The organism is Hydrogenophaga sp. GW823-FHT04C09 (assembly GCF_058796355.1).
Window position 1 is genome coordinate 27,032 of record NZ_JBXAIO010000002.1, and the last position, 21,357, is coordinate 48,388.

The 21,357-nt window shown below is 70.4% G+C and carries 19 protein-coding genes; 14 read left to right on the forward strand and 5 right to left on the reverse strand.

The window, feature by feature from the left end; genetic code table 11:
* Position 1: 1 nt before the first annotated feature.
* From AC1Q9M_RS05170 to AC1Q9M_RS05190, 5 genes are all read left to right on the forward strand, one after another.
* Positions 2 to 2,455, forward strand: coding sequence for a TonB-dependent receptor (locus AC1Q9M_RS05170; protein WP_492432748.1), 2,454 nt, complete (start codon positions 2 to 4; stop codon positions 2,453 to 2,455).
* The gene (locus AC1Q9M_RS05175) at positions 2,455 to 2,718 is read left to right on the forward strand and encodes a DUF3649 domain-containing protein (RefSeq protein ID WP_382162083.1); all 264 of its coding nucleotides are present in this window, start codon (positions 2,455 to 2,457) and stop codon (positions 2,716 to 2,718) included. Before AC1Q9M_RS05170 ends, AC1Q9M_RS05175 begins: the two co-directional genes overlap by 1 nt.
* Positions 2,715 to 4,259 (forward strand): PepSY-associated TM helix domain-containing protein, encoded by a 1,545-nt coding sequence (locus AC1Q9M_RS05180; protein WP_492432751.1) that lies wholly within the window; start codon positions 2,715 to 2,717, stop codon positions 4,257 to 4,259. Before AC1Q9M_RS05175 ends, AC1Q9M_RS05180 begins: the two co-directional genes overlap by 4 nt.
* Entirely contained in the window at positions 4,259 to 4,513 is a 255-nt protein-coding gene (locus tag AC1Q9M_RS05185; RefSeq protein WP_492433393.1) for a DUF3325 domain-containing protein, read from the forward strand. Before AC1Q9M_RS05180 ends, AC1Q9M_RS05185 begins: the two co-directional genes overlap by 1 nt.
* A gap of 145 nt (positions 4,514 to 4,658) precedes the next feature.
* The gene (locus AC1Q9M_RS05190; RefSeq protein ID WP_492432752.1) at positions 4,659 to 5,117 is read left to right on the forward strand and encodes a hypothetical protein; all 459 of its coding nucleotides are present in this window, start codon (positions 4,659 to 4,661) and stop codon (positions 5,115 to 5,117) included.
* 12 nt (positions 5,118 to 5,129) lie between these two features.
* Here the strand turns inward: AC1Q9M_RS05190 and AC1Q9M_RS05195 are convergent, their stop codons facing one another.
* Positions 5,130 to 6,104 carry a Bug family tripartite tricarboxylate transporter substrate binding protein gene (locus tag AC1Q9M_RS05195; RefSeq protein ID WP_492432754.1) on the reverse strand — a complete coding sequence of 325 codons (975 nt, stop codon included), beginning with the start codon at positions 6,102 to 6,104 and terminating at the stop codon, positions 5,130 to 5,132.
* Between the two features lie 213 nt (positions 6,105 to 6,317).
* Between AC1Q9M_RS05195 and AC1Q9M_RS05200 the strand changes: the two genes are divergently transcribed.
* Positions 6,318 to 7,397 (forward strand): porin, encoded by a 1,080-nt coding sequence (locus AC1Q9M_RS05200; RefSeq protein WP_492432756.1) that lies wholly within the window; start codon positions 6,318 to 6,320, stop codon positions 7,395 to 7,397.
* A gap of 7 nt (positions 7,398 to 7,404) precedes the next feature.
* A complete protein-coding gene (locus AC1Q9M_RS05205) occupies positions 7,405 to 8,364 on the forward strand; it encodes a fumarylacetoacetate hydrolase family protein (protein WP_492432758.1) in 960 nt (319 codons plus the stop codon).
* 10 nt (positions 8,365 to 8,374) lie between these two features.
* Here AC1Q9M_RS05205 and AC1Q9M_RS05210 read toward each other — a convergent pair whose 3' ends face one another.
* Positions 8,375 to 9,319, reverse strand: coding sequence for a LysR family transcriptional regulator (locus tag AC1Q9M_RS05210; RefSeq protein ID WP_492432760.1), 945 nt, complete (start codon positions 9,317 to 9,319; stop codon positions 8,375 to 8,377).
* Between the two features lie 141 nt (positions 9,320 to 9,460).
* Here AC1Q9M_RS05210 and AC1Q9M_RS05215 point away from each other — a divergent pair, with 141 nt between their 5' ends.
* From AC1Q9M_RS05215 to AC1Q9M_RS05225, 3 genes are read left to right on the forward strand one after another with little or no spacing between them, the layout of a single operon-like run.
* The gene (locus AC1Q9M_RS05215; protein ID WP_492432762.1) at positions 9,461 to 10,495 is read left to right on the forward strand and encodes a CDP-6-deoxy-delta-3,4-glucoseen reductase; all 1,035 of its coding nucleotides are present in this window, start codon (positions 9,461 to 9,463) and stop codon (positions 10,493 to 10,495) included.
* Positions 10,496 to 10,523: 28 nt separating this feature from the next.
* Complete coding sequence (locus tag AC1Q9M_RS05220; protein ID WP_382162057.1) at positions 10,524 to 11,033, forward strand: VOC family protein; 510 nt, start codon at positions 10,524 to 10,526, stop codon at positions 11,031 to 11,033.
* Positions 11,030 to 12,658, forward strand: a complete 1,629-nt coding sequence (locus AC1Q9M_RS05225; protein ID WP_492432765.1) for a CocE/NonD family hydrolase — start codon at positions 11,030 to 11,032, stop codon at positions 12,656 to 12,658. Before AC1Q9M_RS05220 ends, AC1Q9M_RS05225 begins: the two co-directional genes overlap by 4 nt.
* A gap of 1 nt (position 12,659) precedes the next feature.
* Here the strand turns inward: AC1Q9M_RS05225 and AC1Q9M_RS05230 are convergent, their stop codons facing one another.
* Positions 12,660 to 14,282: an FAD-dependent monooxygenase gene (locus AC1Q9M_RS05230; protein WP_492432767.1), complete on the reverse strand. Its 1,623-nt coding sequence runs from the start codon at positions 14,280 to 14,282 to the stop codon at positions 12,660 to 12,662.
* Positions 14,283 to 14,307: 25 nt separating this feature from the next.
* Positions 14,308 to 15,303 (reverse strand): tripartite tricarboxylate transporter substrate binding protein, encoded by a 996-nt coding sequence (locus AC1Q9M_RS05235; RefSeq protein WP_444688538.1) that lies wholly within the window; start codon positions 15,301 to 15,303, stop codon positions 14,308 to 14,310.
* Positions 15,304 to 15,398: 95 nt separating this feature from the next.
* Here AC1Q9M_RS05235 and AC1Q9M_RS05240 point away from each other — a divergent pair, with 95 nt between their 5' ends.
* A complete protein-coding gene (locus AC1Q9M_RS05240; protein ID WP_382325871.1) occupies positions 15,399 to 16,295 on the forward strand; it encodes a LysR family transcriptional regulator in 897 nt (298 codons plus the stop codon).
* Here AC1Q9M_RS05240 and AC1Q9M_RS05245 read toward each other — a convergent pair.
* Positions 16,292 to 17,233: a LysR family transcriptional regulator gene (locus AC1Q9M_RS05245; protein WP_382323168.1), complete on the reverse strand. Its 942-nt coding sequence runs from the start codon at positions 17,231 to 17,233 to the stop codon at positions 16,292 to 16,294. The genes AC1Q9M_RS05240 and AC1Q9M_RS05245 overlap by 4 nt on opposite strands.
* Before the next feature lie 107 nt (positions 17,234 to 17,340).
* Here AC1Q9M_RS05245 and AC1Q9M_RS05250 point away from each other — a divergent pair, with 107 nt between their 5' ends.
* From AC1Q9M_RS05250 to mdlC, 3 genes are read left to right on the forward strand one after another with little or no spacing between them, the layout of a single operon-like run.
* Complete coding sequence (locus AC1Q9M_RS05250) at positions 17,341 to 18,303, forward strand: Bug family tripartite tricarboxylate transporter substrate binding protein (RefSeq protein WP_492432770.1); 963 nt, start codon at positions 17,341 to 17,343, stop codon at positions 18,301 to 18,303.
* 2 nt (positions 18,304 to 18,305) lie between these two features.
* Positions 18,306 to 19,751: an NAD-dependent succinate-semialdehyde dehydrogenase gene (locus AC1Q9M_RS05255; protein WP_492432772.1), complete on the forward strand. Its 1,446-nt coding sequence runs from the start codon at positions 18,306 to 18,308 to the stop codon at positions 19,749 to 19,751.
* Positions 19,748 to 21,337, forward strand: coding sequence for a benzoylformate decarboxylase (gene mdlC / locus AC1Q9M_RS05260; protein WP_382323172.1), 1,590 nt, complete (start codon positions 19,748 to 19,750; stop codon positions 21,335 to 21,337). The genes AC1Q9M_RS05255 and mdlC overlap by 4 nt, the downstream gene beginning before the upstream one ends.
* Positions 21,338 to 21,357 lie beyond the last annotated feature (20 nt).

Below are 21,357 nucleotides of genomic sequence, written 5' to 3' on the forward strand. Positions count from 1 at the left end.
CATGGTCTTCCCTCCCGCCCGCCGCCCCCATGGGGGCGCATCCCCGGTCTTCGAGTTCAGGGCGCTGAGCCTGGCCATCGGCTGCGCGCTGATGGGGTTGGCCGGCATGGCGGCCCTGGTGCCCGCCCCGGCGCGGGCCGCCGAAGCGGTGGCGGCGCAGCGCTACGCGCTGGCGCCCGGCAAGCTCAGCGATGTGCTGGCCCAGTTCGCGGCCACGGCCGGCGTGCCGCTGTCCTTCGACCCGCGCCAGCTCGCCGGCCTGAACAGCCCGGGGCTGCAGGGCCAGTACACCCCGCGTGAGGGCTTCTCGCGCCTGCTGGCGGGCAGCGGGTTCGAGCTGGTCGAGGCGGCCGGCGGTTATTCCCTGCGCCGCGCGCCCGCACCCGCCACGGCACCCCAGGCGCCGGACGCCCAGGCACCCACCGAAGCGACCGAACTGCCCCTGGTGACCGTGACCGCCAAGCTCTACGGCGCGCGCGAAACCCAGACCCTGGACACCTCCAGCGCGTCCGTCGGCATCGTCACCGCCGAGGACATCGAGGAAGGCCAGATCCGCAACCTGCAGGACTCCCTGCGCCGCCTGGGCAACGTCGAGGACGCCGCCTTCCTCAACTCCGGCTTCGTCATCCGGGGCATGAGCACCGAAGGCTTCGTGCCCTCCGGCGCGCCCATGGGCTCGATCTACATCGATGGCGTGCTGCAGGCCCGCTACAGCTCGCGCTTCGGCGCCCGCAACCTCTGGGACGCGCAGCAGGTCGAGGTCTACCGCGGCCCGCAGTCCACGCTCAGCGGCCGCGCGGCCACGGCCGGTGCCGTCTACATCAAGACCAAGGACCCGGTCTTCGACAAGGAGGCCGAGCTCTCGGCCACGCTGGGCAACCACCGCCAGACCGGCACGGCCTTCGTGCTCAACACGCCGCTGGTGGACAACACCGCGGCGCTGCGCCTGTCGGGCGCCTTCGAGCGCGGGCGCACGACGGTGGCCTATCCCGGCTACCAGGCGTTCGCGGGTTACGACGATCTGCGCACCGAGATCAGCCAGAACCTGCGCGCCAAACTGCTGCTGCAGCCCTCGGGCAGCACGCGCGCCATGCTCAGCTACGCGTACTCCAACGACCGCCCGAACGAGCGCCTGATCGGCGTCGGCCCGGGTTTCGACCTCGACGACGAGCGCGGCGACTGGTACGCCATCCCCACCTACGCCGAGTTCCGCCAGACCAAAGTGCACAACGGTGGCATGGAGATCACGCATGAACTGTCGCCCGAGCTGCGGCTGACCTCGCAGACCGGCCTGCACAAGGGCATCACCCGCCGCCGCTCGGTGGACCAGGGCACACCCGGCCTGCTCGACGGCATCGACGGCAAGGTCAACGACACCCTGCTCACGCAGGAAGTGCGGCTGAATTACGAGCGGGACCGCTGGAAATGGGTGGGCGGCGTGTTCGCCAGTCACCAGAACTACGACTCCCGCTTCGGCGCGATCGCCGTGCCCTTCCTGCAACTCGGCGAGACCTTCAACCGCAAGACCACCAACCTGGCCCTCTTCGGCGAAGCCACGCACGAGTTCGTGCCCACCTGGAGCGTGACCGTGGGCGGCCGCTGGGACTACCTGCGCGAGAAGACGGTGCAGCGCAACGCGGAGTCCTACCCCTTTGGCGCGGTGCCCAACCAGTACGAGAACCGGGCCGACTTCAGCGAGACCAACTTCGTGCCCAAGCTCGGCCTGGCCAAACAACTCGCGCCGGGGCACCTGCTGGGCGCCACGTACTCCGAGGGCTTTCGCACCGGCGGCTTCTACGTCAACTACAACACCGGCCGGGCCGCGTACTACGGGCCCGAGACCGCGCAGAACCACGAGCTCTATTACAAGGGCCGCTTCCTCGACGAGCGGCTCACGCTCAACGCCAACCTGTTCTTCACCACCTACAAGGACCAGCAGATCGAGATCCGGCCCGACCCGAACAACCAGTCCTACCGCGAGACCTCGAACGCCGCTTCCTCGCGGGCCTGGGGCTTCGAGATCGAACCGGCCTTCCAGGTCAACCGGCGCTTCTCGGTGTTCGCCTCGCTGGGCTACCTGCACACCCGGTTCAAGGAATTCAACCACGCCAGCTACGGCGACCTGTCGGGCCAGCCCTTCCCCGAAGCCCCCAAATGGACCCTGGGCTTCGGCGGGCGCTACCAGCTGCGCAACGGCTTCTTCGTCGGCGGCGACGCCAAGTACATGGCGGGTTACGTGGGCCGCTTCGGCATCGCGCCCCAGGACCCCATCGACTCGCGCTTCATCGCCAACGCGCACGTCGGCTACCGCCACGACAACTGGGAGCTCAGCCTGTTCGCCGAGAACCTGTTCGACGAGCGCTACAACACCTTCATCGACCGCGATGCCACCCCCATCTACGCGCAGATGGGTCCGCGCCGCAGCGTCGGCGTGAACCTGCGCGTGAAGTTCTGATGAACCAGATCCCGGCGCGCGCGCTCGCCGGCGTGGCGGGTGGCTACGTGCTGGCCCAGTGGCTGCCCCTGGCGCTGATGGAGGCGCTGCCCCTGGACCGCGTGGACACCGTGGCGCTGGCCCTGCTGATGAGCTTCGCGGTGTACGTGGCGGCCATCCTCTGGTGCTTCGCCGCGCGCAGCGCCTGGCGCGCCTGCGCCGGCCTCGCGCTGGTGGGCCTGCCTTGCGGTGCGCTGCTGCTGGCGCTGGGGCGCTGGCCATGACGGGTGGCTTCCGCCAGAGCACGTCCTGGGTGCACACCTGGGCGGGCCTGCTGCTCGGCTCGCTGCTGTACTTCATCTTCCTCACCGGCACCGCCGGCTATTTCGACAGCGAGATCGACCGCTGGATGCGCCCGGAGCTGCCACCGCCACCCGCCCCGGTCGACAGCGCGCGGGCCGCCGACGCGGCGCTGCGCTACCTGAACGCGCACGAGGCCGGTGCCGAGCGCTGGGCCATCCAGCTGCCCGGCCACCGCGACACGCCGCACCTGGTGGCCTCGTGGCCGCACGACGGCCATATGGAAGAGCAGGCGCTGGATGCCGACAGCGGCGAGCCCCTGGCCACGCCGCGCGAGACGGGCGGCGGGCAGCTGCTCTACCGCATGCACTGGCGGCTGCACTACCTGCCCGCGGGCGCGGCGCTGTGGCTGGTGGGCGCGGCCACGGTGTTCCTGCTGGTGTCCCTCGTCTCGGGCGTGGTCGCGCACAAGCGCTTCTTCGCCGACTTCTTCACCTTCCGCGCGGGCAAGGGGCAGCGCTCCTGGCTCGATGCCCACAACGTGCTGGGCGTGATGACCTTGCCCTTCCAATTCATGATCACCTACTCGGGGCTGATCTTCTTCGCCGTGACCTTGATGCCCTGGGTGGTGTCGGCCCACTACGGCGCCGGCCCGGCGGGGCAGGGCCAGTTCCTCGCCGAGTTCACCGCCTGGCAGGCCCCGGCCGCGCCCTCCGGCACACCCGCGCCCCTGGCCCCGGTGGCGCCCATGCTGGCGCAGGCCGAACAGCGCTGGGGCCGGGGCAGCGTGCAGGCCGTGGAGGTGCTGCACCCCGGCGATGCCAGCGCGCGCGTGCAGATCGCACCGGTGCTCACCGGCCCGCTGCGCAACGTGGAGGTGATGGTGTTCGACGGCGCCAGCGGCGCCCTGCTGGAGACCCGGGCGCCCAGCCGCCGTGGCACGCTGACCGTGGCCGAAAGCCTGCTGGGCCTGCACGAGGGCCTGTTCGCCGGGCCCGTGCTGCGCTGGCTCTACGCGCTGTCGGGCCTGCTCGGCACCGCCATGGTGGCCACGGGGCTGGTGTTGTGGACGGTGAAGCGGCGCCAGAAACTGGAGCGCGACCAGGGCCGGCCGCACCGTGGACTGCGCCTGGTGGAGCGGCTGAACGTGGCCACCGTGTTCGGCCTGCCCGTGGCCATCGGCGCCTACTTCTGGGCCAACCGCCTGCTGCCGATCGACCTGGCCGACCGCGCCGGCTGGGAGGCGCACGCCCTCTTCATCGCCTGGGGCGCCACGCTGCTGCACGCCTGCCTGCGGCCACCACCGCGCGCCTGGGTGGAGCAGGGCGCGCTCGCCGCCGGGGCGCTGGGCCTGTTGCCGGTGTTGAACGCGCTCACCGGCGGACAGCACCTCGGTGCGTCCTGGGCGCGGGGCGACTGGGCGATGGCGGGATTCGATCTCACCGCGCTGGCGCTGGGGAGCGTCTTCGTGTGGATCGCCTGGCGCCTGCACCGGCGGGCGCGGCGAACGGAGGCCGGCGCGTGATGCCGCTGCTCGCGTTGGCGCTGGCCTGCGTCGGCTTCGCTGGGCTGGCGCTGGCCATGGACCGCCACCACCAGCGGCTGTGGAAGCGCCCCGCCTCGCGCGCCACGCGCTGGCTGGGGCGGGCGGTGGGCCTGCTCGGCCTGGGGGCGGCGCTGGCCGTGTGCCTGCTGGGCGCCGGTGGGGCCGTGGGGCCGGTGCTGTGGCTGGGCCTGCTCTCGGTCGCGGGCGTGGTCGTCGTCCTGGCGCTCGCTTGAGGGTGGCGCGCGGTGGTGTCCGCGCCGCACGCATCGCGGTGCGGAATTCACGCTTTCCAGGGCTTTCTGTGCTTCCCGGCCAGTGTGCGCCCCGTGCCGGAGCCAGGGTCTGCAGAATGAAGGCAGTTGAACTTCTCTGCTGTCCATGCCCGTCATTCCGTTTCCGTTGAGCAACCCCCGGCACAGCGCGCCGACCGAACTTCCCCCGGACCCACCCGTGCGCCTGCGGCCCGACGAGGTGGAGGCCCTGACCCAGCTGGACTTCTACCACCGCGCGCGGTCCCATGAGGACAACGGCACGCTGCTCATCGAGGCCGAGGACGAGGCCCAGCTGGCGCGTTACCTGGAGTTCCACGGCCTGCGCCTGCCCCGCGCGGTGGCGGCCAAGCAGGTGCTCGAGCTGTGCAACGACCTGCGCTGGTCGTACGGCGAGGCGGTGCGCTGCGCGGCGCGCGGCGACACCGACATCGCCACGCACTTCCCCGGCCTCAGCGCCGAGAAGCTGGACTACGTGCGCGCGATCGCCAGCCAGGAAAGACACAGGGCGAGGGACCTCGCGAGAAAGCTCTTCGCCAGCCGGGGCGGCGAGGTGTTCCTGTACTGAACGTTTTCATCGTCATTCGCTGGCCTTGATCTTCAGCGTCTTGATGACCTGGCCCCAATGGTCCTGCTGCTGCTTCATCTCCAGCGCGAAGGCCTCGGGTGGGAGCGGCCGGGGCTCGGCGCCGATGGCGCGCAGCTGCTGCACCACCTCCGGCAGGGCCAGCACCTTCTGCAGCGCCGCCGCCGTCTTGGTCACCACCTCTTTGGAGGTCTGTGCCGGCGCGAACAGGCCCCACCAGCCGCGCATCTCCATTTCCGGAAAGCCCGCCTCGCGCGCGGTGGGCACGTCGGGCAGCAAGGGGTTGCGCTCCGCGCCGGTGGTGACCAGCGGGCGCAGCTTGCCGGCCCTGATCAGCGCGAGGTAGGACGAGGTGTCGGCGATCGACATGTCGATGTGGCGCGCCAGCGTGTCCTGCATCACCTGGGCGCCGCCCTTGTAGGGCACGCGCGTCATCTGGAGCTGGCGCGTGTGCACCAGCTGTTCGCCGGCGATCTGCACCATGAGGATGGCCGTGCCGTAGGACACCTGGCCCGGCCGCTCCTTCACGTAGGCCACGAACTCGCCCAGGGTCCTGGCGGGCACGGCGGGGTGCACCACCACCACGGCGGTGCTCTCGCTGATCTTGCCGATCGGGCTGAAGTCTTTCACCGGGTCGTAGCTGATGTTGCTGTAGGCGAAGGGGTTCATCACCATGGTCGACATGTGCGCCATCAATAAGGTGTTGCCGTCGGCCGGCGCCTTGGCCGCCTGGCTGGCGCCGATCATCATGTCGCCGCCCGGCCGGTTCTCCACCACGATGGGGTGGCCGAGCAGATCGCGCAAGGGCGTGGCGAGGATGCGCGCGATGTTGTCGCCGCCCGAGCCGGGCGGCAGCGGCACCAGCAGCCGGATGGGGCGGCCCGCGTCCTGCGCGAACGCCAGGCCGGCGGTGGTGGTGAGTGAGGTCGCGGCCATCGCCGCGACAAGGCTTCTTCTGCTCAGGCGCATGGGTCTGTCTCCTGTGTTTGTGTTGGGCTGTCCGCATGCTAGGCCGGCTGCTCGCGCGCTTCAAACGAAGATTGGTGATGCGCCCCATCCGTTTTGAAAATGTCCCGCCGACATTTTGCAAACGCATGCGCCGCATCACGAGCTTTCATTGGTTTTCCGGAAGTCGAATACCTAGCATCCCGCTGCCCGTATTCAACAACCAGGAGACACCTTTTGAACACCACGAAAAGCGGCATCGCCGTCGCGGCGGCGCTGGCCCTCACGGGCCTGCCCGCCACGGCACAGAGCAACACCGGCCCCACGCTGTACGGCACCGTCGACGGCGGCTTCTACGCCAGACAGCTCGCGGGCGAATCACGCGTCTCGCGCGTGGACGGCGGCATGATGACCACCTCGCGCTGGGGCATCCGCGGCTCCGAAGACCTGGGCGGTGGGCTCACCGCGCTGTTCGACCTCGGTGGCCACTTCCGCCTGGACACCGGCGAGGTCGGCCGCCACCCGGGCGACAACGCCGCCGGCCGCTTCTTCTCGCGCTACAGCTTCGTCGGTGTGCGCGGCGCCTTCGGGCAGTTCCGCGCGGGCCGCATTCCCACCGGCAGTTTCGTCAACACGCTGAGCTTCACGCCCTTTGGCGACTCCACCACGCTGGGCCCGTTCATGCTGCACACCTTCGTCGGCTCGCAGCCCATGCTGGCCTCGCACGGCATCAGCGACGGCAGCTGGAACAACTCGCTGGTCTACAACACGCCCACGCTGGGCAACTTCTCCGGCTCGCTGCAGGTCGCACCGGGCGAAGCCGCGCCCGAAGGGCGCCGTTTCGATGGCACGGCGAACTACCGATCGGGTCCTTTTGCGGCGGCGCTGAGCGTCAGCAGGATCCGCGCGGCGGCGTACAACGTGCCGCGTTCGCGCACCGACCCGGCGGGCGCGCCCTACGTGATCGAAGCCGAGTCGAGCACGCTCGGCAGCGTGTCCTACGACTTCCAGGTGGTCAAGCTGTTCGGCCAGTGGGCCAAGGCCACGCTGCGCCCGCGCGGCCAGGCCGAGATCGACCTGGACACCGTCGGTGTGCACGCGGCCGTGCCCTTCGGCGCCGGGCGCTTCATCGCCTCGTGGGCGCGCACCGAACGTACGCAGGCCGGCACCACCGAGCGCGATCGCACCACGCTGGCCGCGGGTTACCTGCACAGCCTGTCCAAGCGCACCGATGTGTACGCCGTGGTGATGAACGACCGGGCCACCGGCCTGCGTACCGGCACCGGTTACGCCCTCGGCATGCGCCACCACTTCTGAGATCCCCATGAAACTCGTGACCATCGATTCCGTGCGCGGCGGCGAGCCCGGCGCGCTGTTGCCTTCGGGCGAGGTGCTGGCGCTGCGGCGCGCGGCCCAGGCCGACAGCCTGGAGGCCTGGCTGCCCGAGAGCCTGCGCGAGCTGCTGGCCGGCGGGTCCGCCGCGCTGGCCCTGGTGCGCGGCCTCGTGGACCGTGTGCAGGCCGACCCCGGCCTGCAGGACCGCCTGCGCCAGCGTGGGGCGCTGATGCCACCGGGCACCCGCCTGCTCGCGCCCGTGCCCAACCCCGGCCTGGTGGTGGCCGCGGGCCTGGCCTACAAGTCGCACCTGGCCGAAATGGCCGGCACGCCCGCGCCCCGGCAGCCCACCGGTTTCCTCAAGGTGGCGGCCTCCATCGTCGGGCCGGAGCACGCGGTGGCGCTGCCCGCCGACGCGCCCGCGCACGTGGACTACGAGGGCGAGCTCGCGGTGGTCTTCGGCCGGCGCTGCCACCGCGTGAGCGTGGACCAGGCGATGGCCTGCGTCGCCGGCTACACCGTGGCCAACGACATCTCCGCGCGCGACTGGGTGCGCGACGTCTGGGGCGCGACGCAGCCCTGGGAGGCGCGCCAGACCTGGGAGGTCAACATCATGGGCAAGCAGTTCGAGGGCTTCACGCCGCTGGGGCCGGTGCTGCTCACGGCAGACGAAGTGCCCGACGTGGGGCGCCTGCACATCACCACCCACCTCAACAGCGCGCTCATGCAGTCCTCGCCCGTGAGCGACCTGATCTTCAGCCTGCCCGAGACCATCGCGCACTTCTCGCGCTGGTACTGCTTCAACGCCGGCGACGTGCTGCTGACGGGCACACCGGCCGGCGTGGGGGCCGGGCGCAAGCCCCCGGTGTTCATGAAGGCGGGCGACGTGATCGAGGTCGCCATCTCCGGCATCGGCACGCTGCGCAACACCCTGGTGGCGGCGCGCTGACGAAGGCGCTTCAGCCGGGTTCGCCCGGCAATGCCGCCGTCTCCCCGTCGTGCAGCGTGGCCAGCGTGAGTTCGCGCAGCCAGATGTTGCCGCCATCGGCGTGCGCGCGGTCGTGCCATTGCTGGCGCACCGAAAACGGTGGCACCTCGAACGGCAGTTGCGCCGAGCGCAGCTGGTCGCGCGAGTCCATCATGGCCTGGCCGAGCCGGCACGGCACGGTGAGCACCAGGCGCGATTCGCTCAACAAGGCCGACAGGCCCAGGGAGTGCGCGGCCGTCAACACCACCTTGCGCCGCGCCAGCAGGTCGGCCGCCATCAGCGTGGACTGCAGGGCCGCATCGCTGGCGCCGCTGGGCCGGTAGGCCAGGTGTTCGGCGCCGAAGTACTCGTCGAAGCTCATGCGCTCGGAGCGGATGTGGTGGTCCACGTGCATGAGCGCGAAGAAGGTCTCGTCGAACAGGTGCTGCGCATGGAAGCCCGCGCCCATGGGCGCCCAGCTGCCGATCGCCAGGTCGACGCCGCCGTCCGCCATCAGGTGGCGCGTTTCTTCCGGCGAGGTGCCGATGATCTCGAACTGCACGTGCGGCGCCTGCGCGCGCGCCGCCGACATCAGGCGCGGCAGCACCACCAGCTGCCCCACGTCGTTCATGGCAATGCGGAACAGGCGGTCGCTGGTGGCGGGATCGAAACGCCGCACCTGGTCCAGCGCCTGGTTGAACTTGGCCAGGCCTTCTTCGACCAGGCCGATGAGCTGCTTGGCCATGGGCGTGGGCACCATGCCCTTGGGCGTGCGCACGAACAGCGGGTCGTCGAAGCGCTCGCGCAGGCGCTTGAGCGCGTTGCTCACGGCCGACTGCGTCATGCAGACCTTTTCACCGGCGACGGTCACGCTGCCGGTGACGTAGATGGCCTGAAAGACAAGGAACAGGTTCAGGTCGACGGTGTTGATGTTCATGGGTGGGGGCAGTGTAGGCAGGCTGGCGCGCGCGTCCATTGGGGAAAGCCACGAAGGCCACGGCGGCCATTTCGCAGCGACATGGCGCCCATCACGACTATTTGTTGGACGGCCTCGCGGCGCGCTGCCAAAGTCTCGCGCATGAGCTTCACCATCACGCTGCACCCGGCCGACCAATCCTTTGCCTGTGCTCCCGGCACCGACATCCTGCGCGCCGGCCTGGCCAGCGGCGTGGCCATGCGCTACAGCTGCCGCTCGGGCGTGTGCCGCACCTGCCGGGGCCGCCTGGTGTCGGGCCAGGTGGACTTCGGCGACGTGCACCCGCACTACCTGTCCGACGAAGAAAAGGCGCAGGGCCATGTGCACCTGTGCTGCGCGCGCCCGCTGACGGACTGCAGCTTCGAGATCGAACCCTTCGACCCCCACCTGGTGCCGGCGCGCACGCTGCCGGTGCGGGTGCTGCGCATGGAGCGGCTCGCGCCCGACGTGATGCGCCTGCTGCTGGGCACGCCACCGAACGAGCCGTTGAACTGGCGCGCTGGCCAGTACCTCGAGATCGTGCTCGGCGACGGACTGCGGCGCTGCTACTCCATGGCCAGCGCACCGCGCGCCGGTGGCCGGCGGCAGATCGAGCTGCACATCCGCCACATGCCCGGCGGCCGCTTCACCGACCACGTGTTCGGGCAGTTGCGCGAACGCGACCTGCTGCGCGTGGAGGCGCCCCAGGGCAGCTTCTTCCTCGACGCGCAGAGCGACAAACCCGTGGTCATGCTCGCCTCGGGCACCGGCTTCGCGCCCATCCAGGCCATGGTGGAAGACAGCCTGGCCCAGGGCCTGCGCCGGCCCATCGACGTGTACTGGGGCGGCCGCCGGCGGATCGACCTCTACCTCGATGCGCAGGCGCGCCAATGGGCCGCCGAACACCCCCACATCCGCTACGTGCCGGTGCTCAGCGAAGCGGGCGACGACCCCGCCTGGACCGGTCGCACCGGCTTCGTGCACCGCGCCGTGCTGCAGGACCACCCCGACCTGTCGCGGCACCAGGTGTATGCCTGCGGCGCACCGCCCATGGTGGACGCGGCCCGCCGCGACTTCGGCGAGGCCGGCCTGCCGGCCAACCAGTTCTTCGCCGATGCCTTCATCTCCGAGGCCGACCGCCGGCCGGCCCCGCACTGACCTTCAACCGAGAGAGAGACCCATCGCCATGATCGCTGGATTCGTCCCCGACAACTGCCGCGTCGAACCGCCGGCGCGCCACTCCGTGCTCAAGCCTTTGTGCCTGAGCCACGGCACGCTGGAGTGCTTCAACCTCGCGGCCTCGCGCCGCTTCTACGAAGAGTTCCTGGGGCTCGAATGCGCGCGCCACGCCAAGCCCGCGATGTCGATCCGCCTGGGCATGCGCTTCCATGTGGTGTGCGTGGAGGTGGGCGACCAGATCCACCCCTGCAACGTGCTCAACCACTGGGGGCTGGACGTCGCCTCGCGCGACGAGGTGGACCACGCGCACGCGCTGGCGCTGCGGTTCAAGGACACCTACGGCATCCGCCAGGTGCTCCCCATCCAGGACATGCACGGCGTGTACTCGTTCTACTTCGAAGACCTCGACCACAACTGGTGGGAGATCCAGTACTACGAGAATGGCTTCGTGCACGACGACTACTTCGATTTCGGCGACCGCTTCGACATGACCCCCTCTGAGGAAACCCGCGCATGACCACCGTGAACGTGACCCCGTTCGAGATCCAGTTCCGCACCCGCGACGGCCTGCTGCTGCGCGCCGACGTCTACCTGCCGCCCGGCGGGCGGGGCGCCTTCCCCACGCTGCTGGCCGCTTCGCCGTACCAGAAGTCCCTGCGCCGCCTGCCCGCCATGGGCGTGTTCCCCTTCATCGAATACGGCCCCATCCAGCTGTACCTGGACCACGGCTACGCCTACGTCATCCTGGACCTGCCGGGCTCGGGCGTGTCCGAAGGCATCTGGGACCCGTGGTCCAAGGCCGAAGGCGAGGCCACGCACGACGCGATCGAACACATCGCCACCCAGCCCTGGTCCAGCGGGCGCATCGGCATGATCGGCCAGTCCTACTACGCCATGAGCCAGTGGAACGCCGCGCGCACGCGCCCGCCGCACCTCACCACCATCGTGCCCTACGACGGCTCGTGCGACCCCTACCGCGACTTCCTGTACCACGGGGGTGTGCCCATCCAGGGCTTCCTGGGTTCGTGGCTGATCGGTTCGGTGCTGCTGCAGCACACCGCCGAAGGGCACGACGTGCGCGGTGGCGCGCGCCACGAGGTGCTGCCCGACGTGTTGTCGCACACGCTGGACGATGGGTGGCACCGCCGCCGCGCCGCCTTCTGGGAGCTCGGGAACATCGACATCCCGGTGTTCTCCATCGGCGTCTGGGGCAAGGCCTCGCTGCACCTGCGCGGCAACGTCAACGGCTTCAACGGTGTGCGCGGCCCGCGCCGCCTGCTCATCACCGAGCCCGACACCTTCCACAAGGCACAGCACTATTTCGCCGAAGAGGCCCTGCACCGCGAGGAGCTGCTGCCCTGGTACGACCACCACCTCAAGGGTGTGGACAACGGCGTCATGGACCAGGCGGCGGTGCGCTATTTCGTCAACGGGCGCGGGCGTTATGCGAGCACCGACGCCTGGCCACCGGCCGACGCGGCGCCACGCGCCTTCTACCTCAGCGGCGCGCGCAGCGGCGTGGTGAATTCGCTCAACGACGGCTCGCTGACCGACGCCGCGCCCGCCGAGGCCACCGCCACCACCGCATGGACCTACCCCGACGAACAGTGGGTGGCCGGGGTGACCACCTTCGTCAATGGCGCGCCCGACCACGTGGCCCGCGTCAACACCTTCACCACGGCGCCGTTCGAGAAGGAAAACGAGTTCACCGGCCAGGGCGCCCTGGTGCTGCACGCCTCGTCCGACCAGGCCGACTTCGACGTCTTCGTCAAGCTGAGCCTGCTGCCCGCGCCGGGCCGCCCCGGGCCCGCGCGCAAGATGAGCCAGGGTTGGCTGCGCGCCTCGCACCGGCGCGAGGACCCGGCGCTGACGCAGGAGCTGCGCCCCTTCCACACCCACGACCAGGTCGAGCCCGTGGCGCCGGGTCAGGTGGTGGAGCTGCGCATCGAACTCATGCCCATGGGCTTCGTCGTGCAGCCCGGCGAGCGCCTGCGGCTGGAGATCACGAACAACGACTCCACGATGATCGACCAGCCGATGACGCACTGGTATGGGCAGAAGGCCGGCACCGACACCTACCACCACGACCGGCTGCACCCGTCGCGGCTGCTGCTGCCGCAACGGGCGGCCAGCAGCCCCTGATTCAGCCGCCGCGCGCCATCGCCAGCACCGCGCGCGCCTGCGCCGCATCCACCACCCCCGGCGTGTCCGAGGTCCAGGCGACGAAGCTGTCGGGCCGCACCAGCACCAGGCGGGCTTCGTAGCGCGCGGCCTCGCCGGTCCGGGTGTCTTCCACCACGTTCAGCGGCAGCGTCAGGGCGGCCGCGGCCTCGCGGAACGCCTGCGCCTCCGCGGCGCTGGCGCCCAGCGCGATCAGGGTGTAGCCCGGCCCGAAGGCCTCGTACACGTTGCGCCCGGAGGACAGGACCGCCGGCGCGATGTGGTGGCCGGCCCGCGCGACGAACTGGTGCGAGCCCACCGAGCTCGGGCCTTGTCCGCTGCCGTTGGGCTGCACCACGGGCGAGCCTTCGTAGTTCGGCTCGAAGGCGTGCACCTCGCCCACCGCGCCTTTCGCGCGCGCCTGCCAGGCGGCGTCGAACCGCGCCTGGTCGACGGCCGGGTCGTGCGTCTCCAGGAACTCGCGGTCGGTGTCGATCGACTTGGCGATGAAGTCGCGGATCGTGGAGCCGAACACCGGGCGGCGTTCCGCGTCGTAGGAGTCCAGCAGCTCCCCGCCGCCCCAGCCCTGCAGCGTGGACGCCAGCTTCCAGCCCAGGTTGCGCGCGTCCTCCAGGCCGGAGTTCACGCCATAACCCCCGTAAGGCGGGTGGCTGTGGGCGGCGTCGCCCGCGATGAAGACGCGGCCCTGGCGGTAGGTGTCGGCCAGCATGAAGCGCAGGTCCCAGAAACCGATGTGCTCGAACTCGACCTCGAACGGTGCGCCCACGGCTTCGTGCAGGTAGGCCGCGAAGTCGAAGTTGTCCTTGGTGGTGCCCGGCGGCACCGGCGCGTGGAAGAACCAGGTGCTGCCCAGGTCCACCCGGCCGAAGAATTTCCAATACCCCTTGAGGCCCGGCTGCAGTACGTTGTAGTAGGACTTGCCGGGGTAGCGCTTGAGCAGCTCGTGCAGCCCTTCGGACTTGAACACCAGCAGCACCATCATGCGGTCGTGGTCGGTGCGGGTCTGGGTCATGCCGGCCTTGTCGCGGATCACCGAGCGCGCGCCGTCGCAGCCCACGGCGTAGGCTGCGCGCAGCTGCCGGCGGCCCGAGCCGCCGCGCTCTACCACGCTCACCGTCACGCCGTCGGCGTCCTGCTGCACGTCCTCGGCCTCCCAGCCGTACAGGGTGTGCACGCTGGGCAGCTCGGCCACGCGGCGGCGCAGCACGGCCTCGGTGGCGTACTGCGGCAGCCGCTCGTTGCCGGTGAAGTAATAGGGCTTGACCAGATCGCGCTGCAGCCAGTCGTAGTGCGGCCCCAGCAGGGTGCCGTAGGCCGTCAGGCCGCCGATGCCGTACTCCGGCGGAATGGTGCGCGCGGCGCGCAGCGCCGGCTCCGCGCCCCAGGCGTGGAAGTGCTCCATGGTGCGCTGGGTCAGGTTCTGGCCCTTGGGAATCGGCTGCGGCTGCGGGTAGCGCTCCACCACCACGCAGCGCACGCCGCGCTGGCCCAGCTCGATCGCCAGGCCCGTGCCCACCGGGCCGCCACCGACGATGACCACCTCGGTGTCGAACGTGCTGTCGGCCTTGTTGCTGTGTTTGCTCATGTGTGGCTCTTCTCTCTGTTCTCTCTTACTCGGCGGTGATGCCCTGGGCCTTGATCAGGCTGGCCCAGCGCTGGGCGTCGGTGGTCATCAGCTGCTGGAACGCCTCCGGGGTGGAGTGGGCGGGCGTCATGCCCTGGGTCTCGAACGCGGTCGCGATCGCGGGCTGCGCCAGGATGTCGCGCAGCTCCTTGTTCAGCTGGTCGATCAGCGCGCGCGGCGTGGCCGCGGGCGCCAGCACGCCGTACCACATGTCCACGTTCAGGTTGCCCAGGTTCAGGCTGCTGAGCGGCGGCACGTCGGGCAGCAGCGGGTTCGCCTGGCTCGAGCTGATGGCCAGCGCCTTGAGCTTGCCCGCCTTGATGTGCTGCAGCGCCACGTGGATCGGCAGGAACATCAGTTCGATCTGCCCGCCCAGCAGGTCGGTCACGGCCGGCGCCGTGCCCCGGTAGCCGATGTGCGTGATGGAAATCTTGGCGCGGTTCTTCAGCAGCTCCATCGCCAGGTGGTGCGGCGTGCCGGCGCCGGGCGAGCCGTAGTTGAGGGCGCCGGGGCGCGCGCGGGCGCGCTCCAGCAGGCCTTTGAGCGAATCGATCTTGGTGTTGGGGTGGGTCACCAGCAGCAGCTGGCCCCAGCTCGTGAGCGAGACGGCCGCAAGGTCCTTGACCGGGTTGAAGCCCGCGTTCGGGTACAGCGCGGCGTTCATCACCAGCGTGTTGACGCTCACCAGCAGCGTGCTGCCGTCCGGCGTGGCGCGCACGACTTCCTGGGTGCCGATGTTGCCGGAGGCGCCGGCCTTGTTCTCGACGAAGAAGGGCCGTTTCAGGCGCTCGGCCAGCTGGGGCGCGATCTGGCGCGCGATCAGGTCGATGCCGGTGCCGGGGGTGAACGGCACCACCAGGCGCACCGGTCCGTTGGCCGGGCCCTGGGCCCGCACGAAAGGCGCGGCCACCGTGGCCAGGCCACCGAGCACGAGGCTTCGGCGCAGCGGGGAGGGGGGAAGGATGGCGGGAGGGGTTTTCATGGTGCAGTCTCCATTGATGAGGGAGAATTACAGCAACACCTTTGACATTCATCAAACGGAAGATTTTGAACAACTCTTCAAGAAAATTGATCAATGTGGGCAGCCGGCAGCTCCAGGCCTTTCTGGAGGTGGCGCGCCTGCGCAGCTTCGCCAAGGCGGCCGAACAGGTGCACCTGTCGCCCTCGGGCATGAGCATGCTGGTCAAGGAACTCGAAGACCAGGTGGGCGCGCGCCTGTTCGACCGCACCACGCGCTCCGTCACGCTCACCGACGCCGGGCGCCGCCTGCAGCCGGTGGCCGAGCGCATCGTGGCCGAGTTGCGCGCCATCGACGACGTGATCGGCGGCACCGAGGCGGCCGTGCGCTCGCGCATCGACGTGGCGGCCACGCCCATGGTCTCGGCCAGCCTGTTGCCGGAGGTGATCAGCGCCTTCAACCAGAGCCACCCCCAGGTGCAGATCCACCTGGCGGACGTGGACGTGAGCGTGGTGCGCCAGCGCATCCTGGAGGGTGAGGCCGACATCGGCCTGGGCTTCTTCATCAAGCCCGCCGTGGGCCTGCAGCGCCAGCCGCTGTGCAAGTTCCGGCTGATGCGCATCAGCCCGCCGGGCAAGGGCGCGGGCGGCCTGGGGCCCAGCCAGACCTGGAGCAGCCTGGCGGAGCTGCCGCTCATCAGCCTGCCGGTCGACAACCCGATCCAGGCCGTGATCGAAAAACACCTCGCGCGCATCGGGCGCGCGCACGAGGAGCGGCCGCGCATGAACCTGATCGGCACGCTGATCGCGATGGTGCGCGCCGGCCGAGGCCACGCCATCGTGCCGTCCTTCGCGCTGGAGGACTGCCTGCGCCAGGGGCTCAAGGTGTCCATGCTCAGCAACCCCACGGTGCACATCGAGCTGCACGTGGTGTCGCTGCGCGGCACGCAGCCCAAGCTGGCGGCCACGGCCTTCGCGTCTGCCGTGAAGAAGGCGGCCTCGCGCCTGCCCGGTTAGGCTTTGCGAGGGCGCACGGTGCGCGCCGGTTGCCGCGCCACCTCGCGCAGCGCGTCCAGCAGGCCGTCCACCGCCGCGAAGCCGAGCGCGTCCTTGCGCCAGTACATGGTCATGGCGCTGGGCGTCTCCAGCAACAGCGGCAGGCGCTTGAGCATCTTCCAGCGCTCGGGCAGCTCGATGGCGCGCTCGGAGACCACGGCCACCATGTCGCTTTCCGCCACCAGCGCGATGGTGGCGAGCAGGGAGTTCGACTGCACGCTCGCGCCCGGGATCGTGCGGCCGGCGGCCGAGAGCGCCGATTCGAGCAGGTCGCGCGCGGGGATGTCGCGCGTCCAGACCACCCAGCGCTGGGCCAGCAGGTGCGACCACTGCAGGGACTTGCGCTGCGCCAGCGGGTGGTCCGGCCGCACCGCGAAATGCAGCCGCTCCTCGTAGAGCACCTCCGAGGCGATGCCCGGGTCGTGGTACTTGGCCGCCGGCCGGCCCACCGCGATGTCGATCTCGCGCTGCGTGAGCTGCTGGAACAGCCGGTCCATCGGCGCCTCGACCAGCTCCACGCTCGCGTTGGGCATGCGGGCCAGCAGCGACAGCACCGCCTGCGGCACCACGCCCGCGATGGTGGCGCCCGAGGCGCCGATCACCGCGCGGCCGCTGCCGCCGTCGCGCAGCGCGGCCATCTCTTCCCGCGCGCGGTCGAGCTCGTTGCCGATGTGCACCGCGAACTCGCGCAGGATCTGGCCGTGGGCGGTGGGGCGAAGCCCGCGCGCGTGGCGTTCGAACAGCGTCAGCCCAATGTCGGCCTCCAGCTCCTTGAGCCATTTCGAGAGCGCGGGCTGCGTCATGTGCAGCCGCTCGGCGGAGTGGCTGATGTTCTGCGTCTCCGCCAGGCTGACCAGGATCTGCAGGTGCCGCAGGCGCAGTCGATTCGTCCAGTCCATGGGCCGTCCTGCTATGTTCAAAAAGTTATGGATGAGAGCAATTCACCATTTTACGAGGCATGGCATCGGGCCAATACTCGACACCTTCAAGAACAGGAGACAAGACCATGATTCGCCGAAGCCTTCTGGCCTGCGTCGCGCTGTCCGCCATTGCCATGGCGGTGCAGGCCCAGGACACCTACCCGTCCAAGCCCATCAAGTTCGTCGTGGGCTACTCGCCCGGCGGCTCCAACGACATCCTCGCGCGCATCGTCGCCAAACGCCTGGGCGACAGCCTGGGCCAGCCGGTGGTGGTGGAGAACCGCCCCAGCACCGGCGCCATCGTGGGGGCCGTGGTGACCAAGCAGGCCGCACCCGACGGCTACACGCTGATGATCGGCGCCAGCGGCCCGCTGGTGATCAACGCCGCCACCTATGCCAACCTGCCGTACTCGCCGCAGAAGGACTTCATCCCGATCTCCACGATCGCGACCTTCCCGCTGATCGTCTCGGTCAAGGCGGACTCGCCGTTCAAGTCCATGCCCGACCTGGTGAAGTACACCAAGGACAACCCGCAGCTCTCCAACTACGCCTCCAGCGCCTCCACCTTCCAGCTCGCCACCGAGCTGCTGAAGGAGCGCACCGGCATCCAGTCGCAGCACGTGCCCTACAAGGGCAGCGGCGACTCGATGAAGTCCGTGGCCGGCGGCGAGACCACCTTCAGCATGCTCGACCCCGGCCCGGCGGCCGGCGCCATCAACGGCAAGCTGGTGCGGGGCCTGGCCGTGTCCTCCGACGTGCGCAACCCGTCCTTCCCCGACATCCCCACGCTCAAGGAGCAGGGCATCGACCTGAGCATCCAGTTCTGGATCGGCCTGTTCGCGCCCGCCGGCACGCCCGCGCCCATCGTGAAGCTGCTGGAGCGTGAAGTGGCCAAGGCGGTGCAGCACCCGGAGACGCTCAAGAGCATGGCCCAGCTGGGCCTGACGCCGGCCTCCAGCACCTCGGAAGCCTTCACCCGCCAGATCGCGCAGGAGATCCCCACCTGGACCGAGGTCGCGCGCAAGAACAACATCAAGGCCGATCAGTGAGCATGAGCGAGATCACCTACCGCGCGCCGCGCCTGTTCATCGGCGGGCAGTGGCGCGCGGGCAGCGCCGAGACCCGCAGCCCGGTGATCAACCCCGCCACCGAAGCCGTGCTCGACGAGCTGACGCACGCCTCGGCGCGCGACCTCGACGACGCGCTCGCGGCGGTGGCCCAGGGCTTCAAGGTCTGGCGCGCCACGCCCGCGGCGGCGCGCCAGCGCGTGCTACTGCAGGGCGTGCAGAACCTGCGCGCGCAGCGCGAGGCCATCGCGCGCCTGCTCACGCTGGAGCAGGGCAAGCCCCTGGCCCAGGCGCGCATGGAAGTCGATGTGGCGGCCGACATGGTGCAGTGGTACGCCGAGCAGGCCAAGCGCGTCTACGGCCGCATCCTGCCAGCGCCGCAGCCGGGCGCCGACTACGAGGTGCGCAAGGAACCTGTGGGCCCCTGCCTGCTGATGTCGCCCTGGAACGTGCCCGTGATCCTCGCCGCGCGCAAGCTCGGCGGCGCGCTCGCGGCGGGCTGCTCCTGCATCCTCAAGCCGCCCGAGGAAACCCCGGCCTCGGTCGCGAAGATGGTCGAGTGCTTCATCGAAGCCGGCGTGCCCGACGGCGTGATCAACCTCGTCTTCGGCGTGCCGTCCTTCGTGTCCTCGCACCTGATCGCGTCGGACGTGATTCGCAAGGTCTCCTTCACCGGCTCGGTGGCGGTGGGGCAGGGCCTGGCCCGCCTGGCCGCGCCCGGCCTCAAGCGCCTCACGCTGGAGCTCGGCGGCCACTCGCCGGTGATCGTGTTCGACGACGCCGACGTGGACGCCGTGGCGCGCCAGCTGGTCGCGGCCAAGTTCCGCAACGCCGGCCAGCTCTGCCACGCGCCCACGCGCTTCTTCGTGCAGCGCGGCGCCTACGCGCGCTTCGTCGACACCTTCGCGGCCGCCGCTTCGCAACTGCGCGTGGGCGACGGCCTGGCCGAGGGCACCGACATGGGGCCGCTGGCCAACGGCCGGCGCCTGGGCGCGATCCGCGAGCTCGTCGATGCGACACGCACCGAAGGCACGCTGGTGGCCGGCGGCGAGCGCGTGGGCGAGCAGGGCTACTTCCACCAGCCCACCGTGTTCGCCGACGTGAACCCCGATGCCAAGGCCATGCGCGAGGAGCCCTTCGGCCCGGTCGCGCTGATCCGCGCCTTCGACACGCCCGCGCAGGCCATCGAGCTGGCCAACGCCACGCGCTACGGCCTGGGCTCCTACGTGTTCACCGACTCCGCGCGCCTGCAACGCCAGATGATCGCCGACCTGGAGGTGGGCAGCGTCGCCATCAACAGCACCGTCGTCACCGTCGCCGAGGCGCCGTTCGGCGGCGTGCGCGACAGCGGCTACGGCTACGAGAGCGGCGAAGAGGGCCTCGACAGTTACCTCCACACCAAGTTCGTCAACCGCAGCTATTCCGCATGAGCCCCGTTTCCCCGACCCCTTTCACCGTGCGCGACGGCGTGTACGACGTGCTGCGCCAGTTCGGCGTGGACACCATCTTCGGCAACCCGGGCTCCACCGAGCTGCCCATGTTCCGCGACTTCCCCAGCGACATCCAGTACGTGCTGGGCCTGCAGGAAGCCGTGTGCGTGGGCATGGCCGACGGGTATGCCCAGGCCACCGGCAAGGTCGGCTTCGTCAACCTGCACTCGGCCGCCGGCGTGGGCCACGGCATGGGCAACCTCTACACGGCGTTCAAGAACCGCACGCCGCTGGTGGTCATCGCGGGCCAGCAGTCGCGCTCGATCCAGCCGCTGGACGCCTACCTGGCCTCGGAGCGCGCCACCGAGCTGCCGCAGCCGTACGTGAAATGGAGCATCGAACCGGCGCGCGCGCAGGACGTGCCCCAGGCCATCGCCACCGCCTGCCGCCGCGCGCTGCAGGCGCCTTGCGGCCCGGTGCTGGTCTCCGTGCCCTCGGACGACTGGGACCAGCCCGCCGAGCCGGTGGTGCAGCGTGCCATGAGCCGGCGCACGGCGCCCGAACCGCAGGCCATCGCCGCGCTGGCGCAGGCGCTCGCGGCCTGCGAGCGGCCGGTGTTCGTGGCCGGCGCGGAAGTGGACCGCACCGGGGCCTGGGACGGCATCGTCGCCCTGGCCGAGCGCCACGGCGCCAAGGTGTTCAACGCGCCCATGTCGGCGCGCGCGGGCTTCCCCGAGGACCATGCGCTGTTCCACGGTTTCCTGCCCGCGGTCAAGGCGCAGATCGTGCAGAAACTGGCCGGCCACGACCTCGTCGTGGTGATCGGCGCGCCGGTGTTCACCTACCACGTGGAAGGCGACGGCCCGCACCTGCCCGACGGCGCCACGCTGTGGCAGCTCACCGAAGACCCCGATGCCGCCGCGCGCTCGCCGGTGGGCACCTCGGTGGTGGGCGACGTGGCGCTGGCGCTGCAGGCCCTGCAGGGCGCGCAACCGCAGCGCGCGCGCACCCCGCCGCCGGCCTGGGTGCGCGAAGCCCGCGCCGAACCGGGCGCGCCGACCCAGGTGGCCTACCTGCTGCAGACCATCGCGGAACTGCGCTCGCCCGACGACGTGATCGTGGAAGAGGCGCCCACCGCCCGCGTGGTGATGCACCAGCACCTGCCCATCCTGAAGCCGCGCTCCTTCTTCACCATGGCCAGCGGTGGCCTGGGCCACAGCATGCCGGCCGCCGCCGGCATCGCCCTGGCCTGGCGCGAGCGCCGCGTGATCGCCATCATCGGCGACGGCTCCAGCATGTACTCGATCCAGACGCTGTGGACCGCCGCGCAGCTCGGCCTGAACATCAGCTTCGTCGTGGTCAACAACCGCCGCTACGGCGCGATGAAGCGCTTCGGCGGCGTGCTCGGTTTCCCGGCCGGCGCCGTGCTGCCGGGCACCGACCTGCCGGGCATCGACTTCGTCGCGCTGGCGCAAGGGCATGGTGTGCCCGGCGAGCGCGTGGAAGACGCCGGCCAGTTGCACGCGGCCTTGAAAGCGTCCCTCGCCTCGAGAGGCCCCTCGCTCGTGGAAGTGCGGGTCGCCTGAACAACCACCACCAGGAGACA

Excerpts from the sequence above, each read along its gene's own strand:
- AC1Q9M_RS05195 (WP_492432754.1), bottom strand. The coding sequence starts at position 6,104 with ATGCGCCTGAGCAGAAGAAGCCTTGTCGCGGCGATGGCCGCGACCTCA.
- AC1Q9M_RS05230 (WP_492432767.1), bottom strand. The coding sequence starts at position 14,282 with ATGAGCAAACACAGCAACAAGGCCGACAGCACGTTCGACACCGAGGTG.
- AC1Q9M_RS05170 (WP_492432748.1), top strand. The coding sequence starts at position 2 with ATGGTCTTCCCTCCCGCCCGCCGCCCCCATGGGGGCGCATCCCCGGTC.
- mdlC (WP_382323172.1), top strand. The coding sequence starts at position 19,748 with ATGAGCCCCGTTTCCCCGACCCCTTTCACCGTGCGCGACGGCGTGTAC.
- AC1Q9M_RS05175 (WP_382162083.1), top strand. The coding sequence starts at position 2,455 with ATGAACCAGATCCCGGCGCGCGCGCTCGCCGGCGTGGCGGGTGGCTAC.
- AC1Q9M_RS05220 (WP_382162057.1), top strand. The coding sequence starts at position 10,524 with ATGATCGCTGGATTCGTCCCCGACAACTGCCGCGTCGAACCGCCGGCG.
- AC1Q9M_RS05205 (WP_492432758.1), top strand. The coding sequence starts at position 7,405 with ATGAAACTCGTGACCATCGATTCCGTGCGCGGCGGCGAGCCCGGCGCG.
- AC1Q9M_RS05215 (WP_492432762.1), top strand. The coding sequence starts at position 9,461 with ATGAGCTTCACCATCACGCTGCACCCGGCCGACCAATCCTTTGCCTGT.
- AC1Q9M_RS05250 (WP_492432770.1), top strand. The coding sequence starts at position 17,341 with ATGATTCGCCGAAGCCTTCTGGCCTGCGTCGCGCTGTCCGCCATTGCC.
- AC1Q9M_RS05180 (WP_492432751.1), top strand. The coding sequence starts at position 2,715 with ATGACGGGTGGCTTCCGCCAGAGCACGTCCTGGGTGCACACCTGGGCG.
- AC1Q9M_RS05255 (WP_492432772.1), top strand. The coding sequence starts at position 18,306 with ATGAGCGAGATCACCTACCGCGCGCCGCGCCTGTTCATCGGCGGGCAG.
- AC1Q9M_RS05185 (WP_492433393.1), top strand. The coding sequence starts at position 4,259 with ATGCCGCTGCTCGCGTTGGCGCTGGCCTGCGTCGGCTTCGCTGGGCTG.
- AC1Q9M_RS05235 (WP_444688538.1), bottom strand. The coding sequence starts at position 15,303 with ATGAAAACCCCTCCCGCCATCCTTCCCCCCTCCCCGCTGCGCCGAAGC.
- AC1Q9M_RS05210 (WP_492432760.1), bottom strand. The coding sequence starts at position 9,319 with ATGAACATCAACACCGTCGACCTGAACCTGTTCCTTGTCTTTCAGGCC.
- AC1Q9M_RS05190 (WP_492432752.1), top strand. The coding sequence starts at position 4,659 with ATGCCCGTCATTCCGTTTCCGTTGAGCAACCCCCGGCACAGCGCGCCG.
- AC1Q9M_RS05225 (WP_492432765.1), top strand. The coding sequence starts at position 11,030 with ATGACCACCGTGAACGTGACCCCGTTCGAGATCCAGTTCCGCACCCGC.
- AC1Q9M_RS05245 (WP_382323168.1), bottom strand. The coding sequence starts at position 17,233 with ATGGACTGGACGAATCGACTGCGCCTGCGGCACCTGCAGATCCTGGTC.